Origin of the sequence: Arthrobacter globiformis, assembly GCF_030817195.1 — a bacterium.
Lineage (GTDB): Bacteria > Actinomycetota > Actinomycetes > Actinomycetales > Micrococcaceae > Arthrobacter > Arthrobacter globiformis_D.
The window spans coordinates 1,631,568-1,647,604 of sequence record NZ_JAUSYZ010000001.1 but is presented as its reverse complement, the minus strand read 5'-3'; the positions used below and the strand labels follow the sequence as shown (position 1 = coordinate 1,647,604).

At 66.8% G+C, this 16,037-nt stretch carries 14 protein-coding genes; 10 read left to right on the top strand and 4 right to left on the bottom strand.

Features of this window, described 5'->3' with window-relative positions; translation table 11 throughout:
* The first annotated feature begins 35 nt into the window (after positions 1–35).
* The gene (locus tag QF036_RS07475) at positions 36–395 is read left to right on the top strand and encodes a class I SAM-dependent methyltransferase (RefSeq protein ID WP_307100604.1); all 360 of its coding nucleotides are present in this window, start codon (positions 36–38) and stop codon (positions 393–395) included.
* Positions 396–419: 24 nt separating this feature from the next.
* On the opposite strand, the gene QF036_RS07470 is transcribed toward QF036_RS07475, so the two are convergent.
* A complete protein-coding gene (locus QF036_RS07470; protein WP_307100602.1) occupies positions 420–1,436 on the bottom strand; it encodes a DMT family transporter in 1,017 nt (338 codons plus the stop codon).
* Between QF036_RS07470 and QF036_RS07465 the strand changes: the two genes are divergently transcribed.
* The 4 genes from QF036_RS07465 (at position 1,435) to QF036_RS07450 (ending at position 4,431) form a co-directional block, all read left to right on the top strand.
* Entirely contained in the window at positions 1,435–2,847 is a 1,413-nt protein-coding gene (locus tag QF036_RS07465) for an aminotransferase-like domain-containing protein (protein WP_307100600.1), read from the top strand. The two genes, QF036_RS07470 and QF036_RS07465, sit on opposite strands and share 2 nt — an antisense overlap.
* Positions 2,848–2,946: 99 nt before the next feature.
* Positions 2,947–3,267 carry a DMT family transporter gene (locus tag QF036_RS07460; protein ID WP_307100598.1) on the top strand — a complete coding sequence of 107 codons (321 nt, stop codon included), beginning with the start codon at positions 2,947–2,949 and terminating at the stop codon, positions 3,265–3,267.
* Positions 3,268–3,292: 25 nt separating this feature from the next.
* Complete coding sequence (locus tag QF036_RS07455) at positions 3,293–3,862, top strand: HAD family hydrolase (protein ID WP_307100597.1); 570 nt, start codon at positions 3,293–3,295, stop codon at positions 3,860–3,862.
* Positions 3,863–3,906: 44 nt separating this feature from the next.
* Positions 3,907–4,431 carry a gamma carbonic anhydrase family protein gene (locus QF036_RS07450; protein ID WP_307100594.1) on the top strand — a complete coding sequence of 175 codons (525 nt, stop codon included), beginning with the start codon at positions 3,907–3,909 and terminating at the stop codon, positions 4,429–4,431.
* A gap of 67 nt (positions 4,432–4,498) precedes the next feature.
* Here QF036_RS07450 and QF036_RS07445 read toward each other — a convergent pair whose 3' ends face one another.
* Together QF036_RS07445 and QF036_RS07440 are read right to left on the bottom strand one after the other, a co-directional pair.
* Positions 4,499–6,235: a flavin monoamine oxidase family protein gene (locus QF036_RS07445; RefSeq protein ID WP_307100592.1), complete on the bottom strand. Its 1,737-nt coding sequence runs from the start codon at positions 6,233–6,235 to the stop codon at positions 4,499–4,501.
* Positions 6,236–6,268: 33 nt separating this feature from the next.
* The gene (locus QF036_RS07440) at positions 6,269–7,807 is read right to left on the bottom strand and encodes an amino acid permease (RefSeq protein ID WP_307100590.1); all 1,539 of its coding nucleotides are present in this window, start codon (positions 7,805–7,807) and stop codon (positions 6,269–6,271) included.
* Between the two features lie 101 nt (positions 7,808–7,908).
* Here QF036_RS07440 and alr point away from each other — a divergent pair, with 101 nt between their 5' ends.
* Entirely contained in the window at positions 7,909–9,123 is a 1,215-nt protein-coding gene (gene alr, locus QF036_RS07435; RefSeq protein WP_307100588.1) for an alanine racemase, read from the top strand.
* Positions 9,113–10,744, top strand: a complete 1,632-nt coding sequence (locus QF036_RS07430) for a PucR family transcriptional regulator (RefSeq protein ID WP_307100586.1) — start codon at positions 9,113–9,115, stop codon at positions 10,742–10,744. The genes alr and QF036_RS07430 overlap by 11 nt, the downstream gene beginning before the upstream one ends.
* 7 nt (positions 10,745–10,751) lie before the next feature.
* Here the strand turns inward: QF036_RS07430 and QF036_RS07425 are convergent, their stop codons facing one another.
* Complete coding sequence (locus QF036_RS07425; RefSeq protein ID WP_307100583.1) at positions 10,752–11,585, bottom strand: carbon-nitrogen hydrolase family protein; 834 nt, start codon at positions 11,583–11,585, stop codon at positions 10,752–10,754.
* Positions 11,586–11,794: 209 nt separating this feature from the next.
* On the opposite strand from QF036_RS07425, the gene QF036_RS07420 reads away from it, so the two are divergent.
* From QF036_RS07420 to mmsB, 3 genes are all read left to right on the top strand, one after another.
* On the top strand, positions 11,795–12,985 hold the full coding sequence (locus tag QF036_RS07420) for an ROK family transcriptional regulator (RefSeq protein ID WP_307100581.1): 1,191 nt from the start codon (positions 11,795–11,797) through the stop codon (positions 12,983–12,985).
* 128 nt (positions 12,986–13,113) lie between these two features.
* Positions 13,114–14,673 carry a multiple monosaccharide ABC transporter ATP-binding protein gene (mmsA, locus tag QF036_RS07415; RefSeq protein ID WP_307100579.1) on the top strand — a complete coding sequence of 520 codons (1,560 nt, stop codon included), beginning with the start codon at positions 13,114–13,116 and terminating at the stop codon, positions 14,671–14,673.
* Between the two features lie 47 nt (positions 14,674–14,720).
* Positions 14,721–15,998, top strand: a complete 1,278-nt coding sequence (gene mmsB / locus QF036_RS07410) for a multiple monosaccharide ABC transporter permease (RefSeq protein ID WP_307100577.1) — start codon at positions 14,721–14,723, stop codon at positions 15,996–15,998.
* Positions 15,999–16,037 lie beyond the last annotated feature (39 nt).

Below are 16,037 nucleotides of genomic sequence, written 5' to 3'. Positions count from 1 at the left end.
CAGACGGCGCGTTTTAACCAAGACTGGTTAACACGATGACTCTGCTGACAGAAACCTCGCTGGAGCCCTTCATCGCCCTGCTCAAATCCCAGGGCAGGCACGCCGTGCTGGACGTGTGCTGCGGCCCGGGCGACGACGGCCTCCGGTTCGTCCAGGCCGGCATCCACTACACGGGCGTTGACCCTTTCGACGGCAACGTCAGGTACGCCATGGCCCGCCGTCTGAGCGTGTCGGTGGCTGAGCCCTCGCGCCTGCCCTTCGCCGCGAATACGTTCCCGGCGGTCTGGGCAGTCCAGTCGCTGGAGGGACTCACGGCGGACCAGGCGGACGACGTCGTGCGGGAGCTTGAGCGTGTGGCAGAACCGGGTGCGCCGATCGCCGTCATCCTTCCCTGACTGCCGCAGAACTGCTCTGTCCGCTCAGCGCCCGCTGCTATCTCCGGTCCGCTGGGACAGCAGTTGGCTGCGCTGGGTTACGGTCGGCCGGTTGAGCCGGACGCGGACCGCGGCGCCGGCGCAGACAATGACGGCAAGGCCGCCGACAATGGTGGCCCACGTCAGTTGTTCGCCAAGCAGAACCGCAGCCCAACAGATGGTCATCACCGGCTGGGCGAGCTGGACCTGGCTCACTTGGGCCATGGGCCCGATAGCGAGGCCGTGGTACCAGGCAAAGAAGCCCAGGAACATGCTGACGACACCGAGATAGGCAAAGGCAGCCCACTGCGCCGGTGTGGCTGACGGCGTTTGCTGGGATACAGAGAAAGCCACCGCACCGACCATCAGGGGCGCGGCAAGGACGAGGGCCCACGATATGGTCTGCCACGCGCCAAGCTCGCGGGCCAGCAGCCCGCCCTCGGCGTACCCCACGGCCGCTGCCAGCACGGCGCCGAAGAACAACGCGTCCGTCCACTGCAGCTGGCCGAAGCCGCCCGGCTGTGCAAAGGCGAAGGCAACGGCAGCAATGGCCCCCGCTCCTGTCGCGACCCAAAATGCCACTCGCGGGCGCTCACGGCCGCGGAGAACCGCCATCGTTGCAGTCGCGGCCGGAAGCAGGGCGATCACCACGGCCCCATGGCTGGCCGGCGCGGCAGTGAGCGCGAAGGACGTAAGCATGGGGAAGCCGACGACGACCCCTCCGGCGACCACCGCCAGACGAAGCCATTGCGTGCGGCGGGGAAAGCGCTGCCGCGTCAGTCCCAAGGCCGCGGCGGCCAGGACAGCCGCCACCACCGCCCGGGCCGAGCCAATGAACAACGGCGACAGCCCTTCGACTGCGAGGCGGGTAAAGGGAACGGTGAACGAGAAAGCCACTACGCCCAGGAGGCCCCACCAGATTCCGGCATGGGAGGTACCGCTGTGTGGCGACCCGGCGCCTGACGAAGAGAGTGACGATATCACTGGGCTGACATGAACAGTAGCGCTACTATTGTCCCTCATGAACAACGATAGCAGCTCCCGGATTGCGTCGCGGCTGAGGGAATGGGTCGCCGCCGCCGCGCCGGGATCGCGCCTGCCGTCGACGCGGTCGCTCGTCGCGGAGCACCAGGCCAGCCCGGTTACAGTTCAGAAGGCGCTGCAGGCCCTCACGAGGGAGGGCGTGATCGAGAGCCGGCCAGGCGTGGGGACATTCGTGCGGGCCGTCCGGACCGCGCGGCCCTCGGACTACGGCTGGCAGACGGCGGCCCTGCGGTCACCGCAGGCTCCCCTTCGCCCGACGTCCGCCGCGATGCGCACCGCATCGAACGATGTCATTGCCTTCCATTCCGGCTATCCGGCCCGCGAACTCCTGCCGGAGCGGCTGGTGCGCGCGGCCCTCACGCGGGTGGCCCGCGGCGAGGCAGCGTTGTCCCGTCCCCCGGCGGCAGGGCTGCCCGAGCTGCAATCGTGGTTCGCCCACGAGCTCGGAAGCTCCACCCCGGCCGGCATTACGCCGCCAACCCCGAGCGACGTCGTCGTGCTTCCGGGCAGCCAAAGTGGCCTCAGTTCCATCTTCAGGGCCCTCGTCGGCTACGGACAGCCGCTCCTCATGGAGTCCCCAACCTACTGGGGCGCCATCCTGGCCGCGGCGCAGGCCGGCGTCCGGGTCATTCCCCTACCGAGCGGTGCCGGCGGACCGGACCCGGCCGAGCTGGCCCGCGCCTTTGAGGAAACGGGCGCCCGGATGTTCTATGCGCAGCCGAACTATGCGAACCCCACGGGCGCGCAGTGGGACGGCCGGCGCGGCGAACAGGTACTGGACGTCGTGCGCAAGAACGGCGCTTTCCTCCTCGAGGACGACTGGGCACACGACTTCGGCATTACCACCACTGCACAGCCCGTGGCGGCCCGCGATGATTCCGGCCACGTGGTGTATCTCCGGTCGCTGACCAAGAGCGTCTCCCCTGCCATCCGTGTGGCCGCCGCCATCGCCCGGGGCCCGGCACGCGAGCGCATCCTTGCCGACCGGGCAGCCGAGTCGATGTATGTCAGCGGCCTGCTCCAGGCCGCGGCACTCGATGTCGTCACGCAGCCGGCCTGGCAGACCCATCTGAGAAGCCTCCGGCACCAACTCCAATCCCGCCGCGATCTTCTGCTCACGAGCCTGATTCAGCACGTACCCCAGGCCCACATCGAGAATGTCCCCAAGGGCGGGCTGAACCTCTGGGTGCGCCTTCCCGACGGGACCGAAGTCGAACAGCTCGCCCGGAACTGCGAAAGCGCCGGCGTCATCATTGCCGCCGGAACGGAGTGGTTCCCTGCCGAACCTGCGGGGCCTTTCATCAGGCTCAACTACGCGGGCCCCAACCCGGGCGCCTTCCCGGAAGGCACCAGGATTCTCGGCCAGGAGCTCTCGCGGGCCCTCGGGTAAGTCTGCTGTTCTGCGCGCACCTAGGATGGGACTGGTCTGGGTGCGACGCGCCGGCAGCACGCCGGTCAGGGCCCCAGCAATGAGAAAGGACAATACCTTTTGGGCTACGTCTATCTGGCACTGGCGATCGCCGCGGAGGTCCTGGGCACCAGCCTCCTGAAGTCGACAGAAGGATTTAGCCGGCTCTGGCCCAGCGTCTGGTGCCTGGGCTCCTACGGAATTGCCTTCGCGCTGCTGTCGCAGGTGGTCAAGAGTGTGCCCGTCGGCGTGGCCTATGCCCTCTGGTCAGGCCTCGGAACGGTTGCCATCGTGGCCATCGGCGCCGTTTTCCTCGGCGAGGAACTGAACCTCATGAAGGTCCTCGGGATCGCATTGGTGGTCGCCGGCGTCGTCGTCCTGAACGTCGGCGGAGCACACTGACGGGCGCCCGGGGCAGAAGATGACCATGACTTTCGTTTCGCCGTCGACAGGCCGGCAGCCCAAGGCCGTGCTGTTCGACACCTTCGGAACGGTGGTCGACTGGCGGTCCGGCGTTGCCGCCGAGATCAGGAGATTCGCGGACAGGCACGGGCTCGCAGTGGACCCGTTGAACCTGGCGGACAAATGGCGGGCGGAGTACCAGCCGTCCATGGAAACGGTCCGTTCCGGCCAACGCGGCTACGTGCCTTTGGACCAGCTGCACCTGGAAAACCTGAAGCGCGTGCTCGAGCGGAGCGGGCTCTCCCCTGCCGGCTTTACCAGCGCGGATCTTGAGGAACTCAACCATGCCTGGGAGCGCCTGCCGGCGTGGCCGGACAGCCGCGATGGCCTGCACCAGCTGAAGAGCCGCTACGTCATCGGGCAACTGTCCAACGGGAACACCGCCCTGCTGGTCAACATGGGCAAGAACGCCGGGCTGCCGTGGGACGTAGTTGTGGGGTTGGACCTGGCCCCGGCTTCAGACTGGGACGTCGTGGCAGCGGACTTCATTCAGCTGGCACAAGTGCTGACTGACGACGCCGCCCTGGCACACTAGCCAACCGCGCTACTCCATGCCCACCTTGTCCTAGGCTTGGGGGCATGGCTCCCATTTACCCCTTCGCCGGTGACACGCCGGACATCCACCCCTCCGTTTTCGTTGCGCCGACGGCGTCGGTCATCGGCCGTGCCACGCTCGCCGAGGACGCCAGTGCGTTCTACGGCGTCTCGGTACGTGCCGACACCGCCGCCATCACCGTGGGCACCGGCAGCAACCTGCAGGACAACGTGGTCCTGCACGCCGACCCGGGCTTCCCCTGCAGTGTCGGGGCGCGCGTCAGCGTCGGGCACAGCGCCGTCGTCCATGGCTGCACTGTGGAAGACGACTGCCTCATCGGCATGAGCGCCACCATCCTCAACGGAGCGGTGATCGGCGCCGGATCGCTCGTGGCGGCCGGCGCCGTCGTGCTGGAAGGCACGGTCGTCCCGCCCCGCTCGCTGGTGGCCGGGGTCCCGGCCAAGGTGCGCCGCGAACTCACCGATGAGGAGTTCGACGGCGTGAAGCGCAACGCGACGCACTACCGCGAGCTCGCCCGGGCGCACCGCGAACTCCACCCACCCAAGTAGGTCGCAGCACAGGGCGTTCCCAGCGCTGGGAACGCCCTGAAGTGCTACCCAGTTGGGCCCGCGCGGGTCAGTCCAGGCTGATCGGTCCCAGCTCGTCCAGCAGGTCGCCGGGGCCGGGGTTGCCCGGGGCCGATGAGCCGCCGAGGTGGTTCACCACGCCCCACACCGCGTTCAGCCCCGTGGTCACTGCCCCCTCGGCCCAGCCGGCGGTGAAGGATACGTCGTCGCCGGCGAGGAAGATGCCACGCTGGGATTCCGGCAGCTTGTCCTGCTTGAAGTGGGTGAACAGCCGCTGCTGGTAGCGGTAGTGGCCGGGCAGGTTCGCCTTGAACGCGCCCATGAAGTTGGGGTCGGCCTCCCAGGAGACGGTGATGGGCTGGCCCACGATGTGGCTGGCGATGTCCACGCCGGGGTAGATCTGCTCGAGCGAGTGCAGCATCAGCTCCACTCGTTCTTCGGCGTCGAGCGCCAGCCACTTCAGTGCGTCATCGTTCCACGTGTAGGACAGCAGGATCACGGCCGGCTGATCGGGGCCGTTGTCCAGAAGGTACGTGGCGCGGTTGAGCCGGTCCGTGAGTGTCATGGACAGCACCTCCCTGCCGGTTTCCGGATCGATGTCCTTCCAGAACGGCCGGTCCACCATCACGAACGTCTTGGACGACTGCATGTAGTGCGAGCGCTCGATCGCGGTCCACAGCTCGGCCCGGAAGAGCGCCTCCTCGGTGTGGATCCTGGTGGACAGCAGCCACGACTGGCAGGTGGTGACCACGGCCGGGTAGGAGGCTTCCCTCCCCCAGCGCTCCCGGATGCGGAGGTTGCCGTCGGCGTCGCGGCTGATCCGCTCCACCGCCCCGCGCGGGGAACCTGAGTGCAGGGACGCCAGGGACGTCCCCTCCGGCCAGTGGACCATGCCCGACGGCGCGTGGCGCCAGAGTGCCTCGGGGAGCCTTTGCGCTCCCCCGGCGATGAGCCGGTGCTGGTCGTCGGCGTCGGTATAGACGACACGCAGGATTTCCAGGATGGAGTTGGGGAAGTCGGTGTCCCAGCCGCCGGTGCCGAAGCCGACCTGGCCGAACGCCTCGCGGTGCGCGAATCCCGCCTTCCGGAACGCCTGGCTGCCGGCGATGAAGCCGTAGAAGGTCTCCTCGTCGAGTTCCGGAAGAAGCTCGTTCCACAGCTCCTTGATCCGGGCTGTGTCCCGCGCCCGGATGGCCTCCTGCATCTGGGTGAACTGCGCGCCGTCGTTCACGGCCGCCTTCCAGGCGTCGGCCACTTCGCGGAAGAACGGCGGCAGGTCCGCCGAGGTGGTGGCGTAATGCTTCTGCCCCGCCAGTTCGATCACGGTGCTGGAGGTTGCCGGTGCCAGCGGGTTAGGGAAGTCCCGCGTCTCCAGGCCCAGCAGGTCGATGTAGTGGTAGAACGCCTTGCCGGAGACCGGGAAGCGCATGCCGCCCAGGTCCGCCACCACGTCCGGGGCCGCAGGGAAGCTGGCGGTGCGCAGGCGTCCGCCGAGCTGGTCCGCTTCGTAGAGCACCGGGCGCAGCCCGAGCCGCATCAGTTCGTACGCCGTCACGAGCCCGGACAGCCCGGCCCCCACCACGGCGACTTCGGTGCCGTGCAGTTCCGGTGGAACCGAACCAAGGCCGTCCGGGTGGGACAGGTAGTGGTCGTAGCTGAATGGGAAATCGGGGTTCAGCATGGTCACCGGGGCCTGGCCCGGCGCTCCGGCCTCCGGCAGGATGCCTGGTGCGGCGGTGGTCGTGCTGGACGGGTCGGATGCCGGCAGTTCGGTAGCGGTTGTCATGGAAGGTCTGTCTCCGTGGTCTCGTCTGTTGTCTTACTGGTGAAAGATTGTCGCTTCAGCGGGTGCGGGAGCTGGGGAAAAGTCACGGCCGGATAGTTCACGGTATTCCTCCTGCCCCAGCGCGGCCACCCGTGAGTGCCGCCTGCCGTAACCAAGGTAGGCGGCCAGTCCCACGAGCATCCAGACTCCGAAGGTCACCCACGTTTCGGCGCCCAGGTTGGCCATCAGGTAGACGCACATGAGCGCGCCCAGGATCGGTGTCAGCGGGAACAGCGGAACCCGGAAGGTCCGCGTGAGCTCCGGCCGGGTGCGGCGGAGGTAGATGACGGCCACGTTCACCAGGGCGAAGGCGAACAGGGTGCCGATGCTGGTGGCGTCCGCGAGCGCCCCGAGCGGGACCAGCCCGGCAGTGAGGGCGACGGCCGTTCCCACGATCAGGGTTCCGGCAACGGGCGTGCCGGTGCGGTGGGAGACGCGGCCGAAGATGCTGGGAACCAGTCCGTCGCGGGACATGGACAGCAGGATGCGGGTCTGTCCGTAAAGGACGGTGAGCACAATGCTGGCGATGGCGAGCACAGCACCGACGGCGAACACCAGCGCGATCCATGGCTGGCCGGTGATTTCCTCCAGGATTTTCACCAATGCGGCCTCGGTGCCGTCGAACCAGCCCCACGGGCGGGCGCCTATGGCGGCTACGGCAACCAGCACGTAGATGGTGGTGACAATCAGCATGGAGAGCATGATGGCCCGGGGCAGGTCGCGCTTGGGGTTGCGGGCTTCCTCGCCCGCGGTGGAGGCGGCGTCGAACCCGATGTAGGAGAAGAACACCCGGGACGCAGCAGCGGAAACACCGGCGGCACCCATCGGCAGGAGCGGCTCGAAGTGGCCGCCGTTGAAGGCAGTGAAGGCCACGGCGCAGAAGAAGACCAGGATGCCCACCTTGACCACCACGATCGCGGTGTTGATCCACGCGCTTTCCTTGGCGCCGCGGACCAGCAGGACCATGGACAGCACCACGATGATCATGGCCGGGACGTTGACCACCCCGCCGTCACCCGGCGGCTGCGAGACAGCATCGGGCAGCGCCTGCCCGAAGACCGCCAGCGCTTCGTTGACATACTGGCCGGCACCCACCGCGACGGCGGCTACGGAAACGGCGTATTCGAGCACAAGGCACCAGCCGCAGATCCAGGCCATGCCCTCACCCATGGTGGCGTAAGTGTACGAGTAGCTGGAGCCCGCAGCCGGCACCAGTCCTGCCATTTCGGCGTAGGACACGGCGGACAGCAGCGCGGCCACGCCGGCGATGGCGAACGAGATCCAGATGGCCGGCCCGGCCAGCGGCACTGATTCGCCCAGGATCACGAGGATGCCGGTACCGAGGGTGGCGCCCACACTGATCATGGTCAGCTGCAGAACGCCGAAGCTGCGGACCAGGCGTGTGCCGCCGTGGCCGCTTTCGGCTTCGTTGACCATCTGTCCGATCGGCTTTCGGCGAAGGAGCTGTGCTGCCAGTCCGGGGCGGCTGGAGGTCACCGCCGGCTGCTGTTCTGTGAAGGTGGGCAGAGTCATCGTTGACGTCCGTTCGTGGGTAGTTGTCGATTGCCGTCGCTCCAGCCTAAGGCTGTGAGCCATCTCTCACAGGTGTGCAAAATGACCTATAGTGTTCAGGCATGAGACGTAATGCACACCAGACAGGCACCTCGATGACGGTGCTCTCGGGCCAGGTCAGCGTTGATCTGTCCGCAATTTCCGACAACGTCCGAGCGCTGCGGAGGCTAACCCCCGCACCGCATTTCATGGCCGTGGTAAAGGGCAACGCCTACGGCCACGGGCTGGTGGACGTGGCGCAGGCAGCCCTTGCCGCCGGCGCCAACTGGCTCGGAACGGCGCAACTCACCGAGGCCCTCGCACTCCGCCGGGCTGGTATCACCGCCCCGGTCCTGTCCTGGTTGTACCTGGCCACAGCATCCAGCGAAATAATCCGCGAGGCCGTGGAAAACGACGTTGACATGTCCCTGGGCAGCGCCGCCCAGCTGGACGCAGTGGCAGGCATCGCGATGGGGCTAGGGAAGCCGGCGGCGGTCCATCTGGAGCTCGATAGCGGCCTCAGCCGCGGCGGTGCCCGCGCCGAAGACTGGCCGAATCTCGTAGCCGCGGCACGCCGGGCGGAGCTTGCGGGAATTCTTACCGTGAGGGGCATCTGGACCCACCTGGCCTGGGCGGACGTGCCGGCCCACCCTGGCAACGCTGCCGCCGTGAACGCGTTCGAGGAGGCCGTGCGCCAGGCCCGGGAGGCAGGGCTGGATCTCGAGCTGCGGCATGTTTCCAGCTCCGCCAACATCCTGGACCGGCCGGAGTTTGCCTTCGATATGGTACGGGCAGGCCTGGCCATTTACGGCCTTGCCCCGGCCGACCATCTCGATCCGGCAGACTACGGGCTTCGTCCCGCCCTGACTGTCACGGCTCCCGTGGTGCTGGTGAAGAAGGTCCCGGCAGGCACAGGTGTGAGCTACGAGCACCAGGCCATCACGCACGAGCCCAGGTTCCTGGCGCTGATTCCGCTGGGCTATGCGGACGGCATTCCGAAAGGCATTTCGGGGCGCAGCGTCGTCCAGCTGGGTGGCAGGCGGGTTCCCGTAATCGGCAAGGTGTGCATGGACCAATTCATGGTGGATCTTGGTCCCGAAGCGGGCGGCGTTTCTGTCGGTGACACCGCCGTGCTGTTTGGCGATCCGAACAGCGGGGCTGCGAGCGCGGACGATTGGGGGGCGGCGATCGGCAGCCACGGCGACGAAATCATCAACCGGATAGCGCCGCGGCTGCCCAGGGCGTACGAGTGCCCCGATTACGAGGACCCCGAAGACGGTGTGCCTCATGTCGCGTAAGGCCCCCGCAACGGCATCAGGGGCGGCCGGAGGGACAGGCAACGGGAATGGGGCCGAGCGGTTGAGTGTCGTCACGCTGGAACAGTTCCTGGACAAGTTGCCGCCGGCGTTGAAAGTCCTTCACGACGGCGGCAACGGTTCCGGCCTGCTGCGCTGGGTCGAGCCCAGTGAGCTTGAAGACCCCACCCCGTATCTGCTCGACGGAGAGTTCCTCCTCACGGCCGGGCTGCCGTTCGTGGGGGAGGCAGGCGACCGGGCACGGGTCGATGCCTATGTTCGGCGTTTGGTGGAAGCCCGGGTGGGCGCGTTGGGCTTCGGCCTCGAGCCCTACTTCACTGCCGTGCCGGACACGCTGGTAGAGGCCTGCATCCGGCACAACCTGACGCTGGTGGAGGTGCCCAGCACGGTGCCCTTCGCGGCCATCGGGCTCGAGTTCTCGCAGCTTCTGGAATCGGACAACGCCAAGCTGTTCAGGCAGCTGGCGGACACCAACAGGCAGCTGATGCGCGCCGTCCTCTCCGCCCGCCCCGAGCATGAACTCCTGGCCGCGCTGACCCAGCGTCTCCCGGTATGGGCTGTGCTGGTCGGGGCGGACGGAAGGGTCCGCGCACGGGCGGGCTCCGGCGTCGAGCTTTCCGCCCTGCGGCAGATCCTGGACCGGCTCCTGGGCGGGAGCGGCCCCCGCGTGGAAATGGATTCCTTCGACGTCCCGGGCTCGGCGCTCGTGTTCGGCCATCCCCTGCGCAGCACCCGCGACGCAAACCTTGGTGCGCTGATCCTGGGCACGGATGCGCCCCTGACGCCGTCGCAGAACAGCGTGGTCTCAGCCGGCGTCGGGCTCCTGGAACTGCTGGTCCGCCAGCGGACCAGCGGCTCCCTGGCACCCAGCCAGCTGGCCACCGCCCTGCTGCTCCACCCGGACAGCCTTGCCAGCGGTGGAACGCGGCACGTCAACGGCCTCCGGGACCTGCTGGCCCAAAGCACCTCCTCTACCCGTTCCACGCCGCTGCGGGTCGTGCAGGGCGTCAAGGCTGATCAGGCCGCCGGGCGCGCCGGCGAGAGCCCGGTACGGGAGCTGCTGCAGTGGCGCCGCCTGTTCGACACGAAGCTCGTGGAGCTCACGGACTACGGCTTCGCCGCCATCACCCGGCTCAGGGTGGACGACGCGCTGCTGGGCGAAATCGAGAAACTCGGGTGGCGGCTGGTCATCGGGGACGCCACCGAGCTCACGGATCTGAGCAGTGCGTACCAGCGGGTGACGGCGTTACGGCAGCGCGTCCAGACCACCGGCAAGAGCGCCAGGGTGGGTGAAGTGACATGGACGGTCGCCGGACTGCTGGGGCAGGAAGCCGGTGCCATGCTGGCCAGCCGGCTGCTCGAGCCGGTGCTCAGCCAGGACAGCGACCGCCGGACGGCTCACCTGTCCGTGTTGCGGGCATGGCTCGGCGAGAACGGGAACTGGGATGCCACGGCCAAAGCGCTGGGACTGCACCGGAACAGCGTCCGGCGGCAGATCAACGCGGTGGCCGAACTGTTGGACACTGACCTGAACCAGGCGCAGGTCCGGGCCGAACTCTGGATAGCGCTGCAGTATGTCAACGAACTGGCGCCTGGCGCCTAGCTGGACCCTATGAAGGCTTGGGGGCGCCGCCGTTCTCGTCGCTGCTGCTCTCCTCCCACGCACGGTAAACATCTGGGCGCCGTTCGCGCAGATAGGGCACGGCATCGCGTGCCTGGCTGGCCGCCTCGGCGCTGACCTCGGCGTACAGCAGTTCCGGGTGGGGACCGGCAGCGGCAAGCAGTTCGCCGTCGGGGCCGGCAATGACGCTTCCGCCCAGGAAAGTGCAGCCGTCCTCCTCCCCGGAGTGGTTGGCATAAGCCACCGTCAGCTGGCTCTCCAGCGCGCGGGCCCGCAGCAGCACTTGCGGCACCGATTCGAAGCCGTGGGCCAGCGCCGTGGGAACCAGGAGCAGGTCAGCCCCGGCCGTCGCGGCCGCGCGAACCGTCTCGGGGAACTCCACGTCGTAGCAGATGGCCAGCGAAGCTTTGATGCCGCCCAGATCGACGACGGCGGGGGCTGCTTCCGCGGGGCTGAACGCCTTGCGCTCCTCCGGCCCAAAAAGGTGGACCTTGGCGTAGCTCAGGAGTTCGTCCCCGCGGCCGTCCAGGACCGTCGCGGTGATCTGCCACTGCCCGTCGGCTGTGACGGCGGGCAGGCTGTACACCAGGGCGATCCCGCGCGTGGCAGCGATGCCGGCAAGGGTGCGCCGGATGCCGGGCAGGGCTTTGGGGTCCAGTTCCGCCCTGACGCGCAGCGGCGAATAACCCACCGGGAAAAGCTCGGGGGTCAGGAGCACGTCAGCACCCGCTTCCGCGGCCCGCTGAGCCGCCCGGTCGATGGCTGCGCAGTTCGGTTCGATGTCCAAAACACTGGAGTTCGCCTGCATCAGCGCCAGCTTCACCGTGATCACCTCAAGTCTTCGTGGACGCCCGCCCACACCGGACGCCGTTACCTTCAGCGTATCCGTGTGCGGCCGCCGCCAAACCGGTCCATTTGCACCGCCCCACACAGCCCGCGGGGCGGATTGCCCGGGCCCTGCGCCCTTCCGTATGCTGGGGCGTTGCGTTAACTTCTTGACTACAAGGCCACTGATGGTGCAATGTTCATTTCATGCCCTCACCATCGCGCTCGACGAGGAGCCGAACCAAAAACCCCGGGTCGCAATCCGCCCTCCGGCACCTGAACCAGCAGCGAATCATCGAATGCCTGCTCAACGGCCCCTCGACCCAGGCGGAGCTCGCGCGGCAGACGGGACTGTCCACCGCGACAGTGTCCAACATCGTCAAGATCATGCAGGACTCTGGCCTGGCCTCCACGGAGCCGACAACCAGTTCCGGGCGGCGCGCACTCAACGTCCGGCTCAACAGCAACGGTGCCGTGGCGGTGGGCATCGACTTTGGACGGCGGCACCTGCGGGTGGTTCTCGCCTCGCTCAGCTACCACATCATCGCCGAGGAATCCGTGCTCCTGCCCCTCGGCCACCAGGCGGAGCAGGGCATCCAGGCAGCCGTCGCCCTGCTCGATAAACTGCTGGCGGACAGCGGAGTGGAACGCAGCGCCGTGGTGGGTGCCGGCGTCGGAATCCCCGGCCCGATCGACCGCCGGACCAGCACGGTCGCCCAGGGAGCCATCCTGCCCGAGTGGGTGGGCATCGACATCCAGGAACGCCTCGAAGAGGCGTTCCAGTTCCCCATTTTCATAGACAATGACTCGAATCTGGGGGCCCTGTCCGAGGTCACGTGGGGGCCGCACAGCGGCATCAGCAACCTGCTGTTCATGAAGATCGGTTCCGGCATTGGCGCGGGCCTGATCCTCAACGGCAACCCGTATTACGGCAACGTCGGAATCACCGGCGAAATCGGCCACGCGACCATCCACGAACACGGCCTGATCTGCCGCTGCGGCAACAGGGGGTGCCTGGAGACCATTGCCTCCACCACCACCATGATTGAGCTGCTGAGCCGGGGCGAGGAGCGTCCGCTCACGCCCGAGGACATCGTCCGCAAGGCGTTGGCGAGGGATGCCGCCACCCTGCGCGTCGTGGATGATGCGGGTCTTGCGGTGGGCAGGGCGCTGGGGAATGTGGCCAACCTGATCAACCCCGAGGTCATCGTGGTGGGCGGCCCCCTCGCGGGACTGGGCGACATCCTGCTGGACCCCATCCGTCGCGGGCTGGTGCGGCACGCCGTGCCGGTCATCGGCGAAACCACCACCCTCACCATGTCCTCGCTGAACGACCGCGCGGAGGCTCTCGGCGCCGCAGCCCTGGTGTTCCAGCACGCCGGAATCCGGCGGACGTAGCGTTTCGTTATCCCGCAGTTGCGTTAAAGACTTGACGACAACGGCATGCTCCATCTACTTTTTCATCAGACGGCCCTGCGGATTGCAGGGAAGACAACGAAGTCAATGCATTGGAGGCGTAAGGGCACATGACGTCCCTCAACACGCAGAGCGAGCCGGTTCTCCTGGAGATGCGCTCCATCACCAAGGAATTCCCCGGCGTTAAAGCCTTGTCCGATGTCAGCCTCAGGGTGAAGGCCGGCGAGATCCACGCGATCTGCGGGGAAAACGGTGCCGGAAAGTCCACCCTGATGAAGGTCCTCTCCGGCGTATACCCCTACGGCAGCTACACCGGCGACATCGTCTACCAAAACGCGGTCCAGCAGTTCAAGGACATCCGGGCCAGCGAGCACGCGGGCATCGTGATCATCCACCAGGAGCTGGCGCTCATCCCGGAGCTCTCCATCACGGAGAACATCTTCCTGGGCAACGAGCCGGTCAAGCGCGGTGTGATCGACTGGGCCGAGGCCCGCACCCGCTCCCGAGAACTGCTCGCCCGGGTGGGCCTGCGCGAGGACCCGGACACCCCGATCAAGGAAATCGGCGTCGGCAAGCAGCAGCTGGTGGAAATCGCCAAGGCGCTGAACAAGTCCGTGAAGCTCCTCATCCTGGACGAGCCGACGGCCGCCCTGAACGAATCCGACTCCCAGCACCTGCTGGACCTGATCCTGGGCCTGAAGGGCCGCGGGATCACGTCCATCATCATTTCCCACAAGCTGAACGAGATCGAACAGATCGCGGACGAGATCACGATCATCCGCGATGGCAAGTCGATCGAAACCCTGAACGTCAAGGCCGACGGCGTCGACGAGGACCGAATCATCAAGGGCATGGTGGGCCGCACCCTGGAATCCCGTTTCCCGGACCACGAGCCGAAGATCGGGGAGGTGCTCTTCGAGGTGAAGAACTGGAATGTCGGGCACCCGCAGATCCAGGACCGCCTGGTGTGCAAGAGCTCCAACTTCTTCGTCCGCCGCGGCGAGATCGTGGGTTTCGCGGGGCTCATGGGCGCCGGCCGCACCGAACTGGCACGGTCGGTGTTCGGCCGTTCGTACGGCCGCTTCATCAGCGGCCAGATCTACAAGAACGGCAAGGAACTCCACCTCAAGAACGTCAAGCAGGCCATCGACGCCGGGCTGGGCTACGTCACGGAGGACCGGAAGTCGCTGGGCCTGAACCTGCTGGACGACATCAAAACCACCACCGTCTCGGCCGCGCTGCACAAGATCAGCAGGCACTTCGTAGTGGACGCCAACAAGGAATTCACCGTCGCCGAGCAGTACCGCAAGTCCCTGCGCACGAAGACGCCGTCCGTGGAGGAGGGCGTGGCCAAGCTCTCCGGCGGGAACCAGCAGAAGGTGGTCCTGGCCAAGTGGATGTTCACGGACCCGGACCTGCTGATCCTGGACGAGCCCACGCGCGGCATCGATGTCGGGGCCAAGTACGAGATCTACGGCATCATCCAGCAGCTGGCCAACCAGGGCAAGGGCGTCATCGTCATCTCCTCCGAACTCCCCGAACTGCTGGGGCTCTCGGACCGCATCTACACCATCTTCGAAGGCACCATCACCGGTGTCCTGAACAAAGATGAAGCCAGCCAGGAGAGCCTCATGAAACTCATGACGTCCGCCCGCAAGACCGCCGCCTGACCATCTGGAAAACTTCCAGAACCTTCCAGACACAAGGACCGAAAACAATGAACGCGCTCAAGAAGCTCTTTGGCGGCAACACCCGCCAGTTCGGCATGATCTTCGCCTTGGTGGCACTGATCGTCTTCTTCCAATTCACCACCGAGGGCCGCACGCTGACGCCGGGCAACGTGATCAACCTCTTCAACGGCAACTCCTATATCCTGATCCTGGCCATCGGCATGGTGCTGGTGATCATCGCCGGCCACATCGACCTGTCAGTCGGATCCGTGGCGGCCTTCGTTGGCGTCACGGTCGCCCTGGCCATCCGGGACTGGGGCATCCCCTGGTACGCGGGCATTCTCCTGGGCCTTGCCCTCGGTGCCCTGATCGGGGCCTGGCAAGGGTTCTGGACAGCCTACGTGGGCATCCCCGCGTTCATCGTCACGCTGGCCGGCATGCTGCTCTTCCGCGGCTTCAACCAGTTCGTCGGTAAGTCCAACACCATCCCCGTCCCGTCGGACTTCCAGTACATCGGTTCCGGCTACCTTCCGGAGGTCGGCCCGAACACCGGCTTCAACAACCTGACTCTGCTGCTGGGACTGCTAGCCGTCGCGTTCGTGGTCTTTAGTGAAATCCGCGCCCGCCGCACCGCGAAGGCCCTCGGCGCGGAAGTTCCCGAGGGCTGGGTGGTTGCCACCAAGCTCATCCTGGTCTGCGGCGCCATCCTCTACGCCGCCTATCTGTTCGCCACGGGCCGCCCTGGCACGTCCTTCCCCATCCCGGGACTCATCCTCGCCGTACTGGTCCTGATCTACGGTTTCATCGCCTCCAAGACCGTCGTCGGGCGTCACATCTACGCCGTGGGCGGCAACCGCCACGCCGCCGAACTCTCCGGCGTCCAGTCCAAGAAGGTCAACTTCCTGGTCATGATGAACATGGCCATCCTGGCCGGCCTCGCGGGCATGATCTTCGTGGGCCGTTCCACGGCATCCGGCCCGTTTGACGGCGTCGGCTGGGAACTTGACGCCATTGCCGCGGTGTTCATCGGCGGCGCAGCGGTCACCGGCGGCGTGGGCACCGTGATCGGCTCGATCGTCGGTGGCCTGGTCATGGCCGTGCTGAACAACGGCCTGCAGCTCCTTGGCGTCGGCGCCGACCTGACCCAGATCATCAAGGGCCTGGTTCTGCTGATCGCTGTCGCGTTCGACGTCTACAACAAGAGCCAGGGCAAGCGTTCCATCATCGGCATGCTGACCCAGGGCTTCAACCGCCCCAGCGGAGGCACTCCGCTCCAGCCCGACGAAGTGACCTCCACCAAGGAAACCATCTCCCGGGAAGCCTGAGCACGGCCCGCTTCCCGGATGCATTTCCCACCCCTATAG

Coding starts and splice junctions, on each gene's coding strand:
- QF036_RS07475 (WP_307100604.1), top strand. CDS start 36: ATGACTCTGCTGACAGAAACCTCGCTGGAGCCCTTCATCGCCCTGCTC.
- QF036_RS07440 (WP_307100590.1), bottom strand. CDS start 7,807: ATGACTCTGCCCACCTTCACAGAACAGCAGCCGGCGGTGACCTCCAGC.
- QF036_RS07420 (WP_307100581.1), top strand. CDS start 11,795: ATGCCCTCACCATCGCGCTCGACGAGGAGCCGAACCAAAAACCCCGGG.
- QF036_RS07450 (WP_307100594.1), top strand. CDS start 3,907: ATGGCTCCCATTTACCCCTTCGCCGGTGACACGCCGGACATCCACCCC.
- QF036_RS07455 (WP_307100597.1), top strand. CDS start 3,293: ATGACTTTCGTTTCGCCGTCGACAGGCCGGCAGCCCAAGGCCGTGCTG.
- mmsA (WP_307100579.1), top strand. CDS start 13,114: ATGACGTCCCTCAACACGCAGAGCGAGCCGGTTCTCCTGGAGATGCGC.
- mmsB (WP_307100577.1), top strand. CDS start 14,721: ATGAACGCGCTCAAGAAGCTCTTTGGCGGCAACACCCGCCAGTTCGGC.
- QF036_RS07465 (WP_307100600.1), top strand. CDS start 1,435: ATGAACAACGATAGCAGCTCCCGGATTGCGTCGCGGCTGAGGGAATGG.
- QF036_RS07430 (WP_307100586.1), top strand. CDS start 9,113: ATGTCGCGTAAGGCCCCCGCAACGGCATCAGGGGCGGCCGGAGGGACA.
- QF036_RS07470 (WP_307100602.1), bottom strand. CDS start 1,436: ATGAGGGACAATAGTAGCGCTACTGTTCATGTCAGCCCAGTGATATCG.
- alr (WP_307100588.1), top strand. CDS start 7,909: ATGAGACGTAATGCACACCAGACAGGCACCTCGATGACGGTGCTCTCG.
- QF036_RS07445 (WP_307100592.1), bottom strand. CDS start 6,235: ATGACAACCGCTACCGAACTGCCGGCATCCGACCCGTCCAGCACGACC.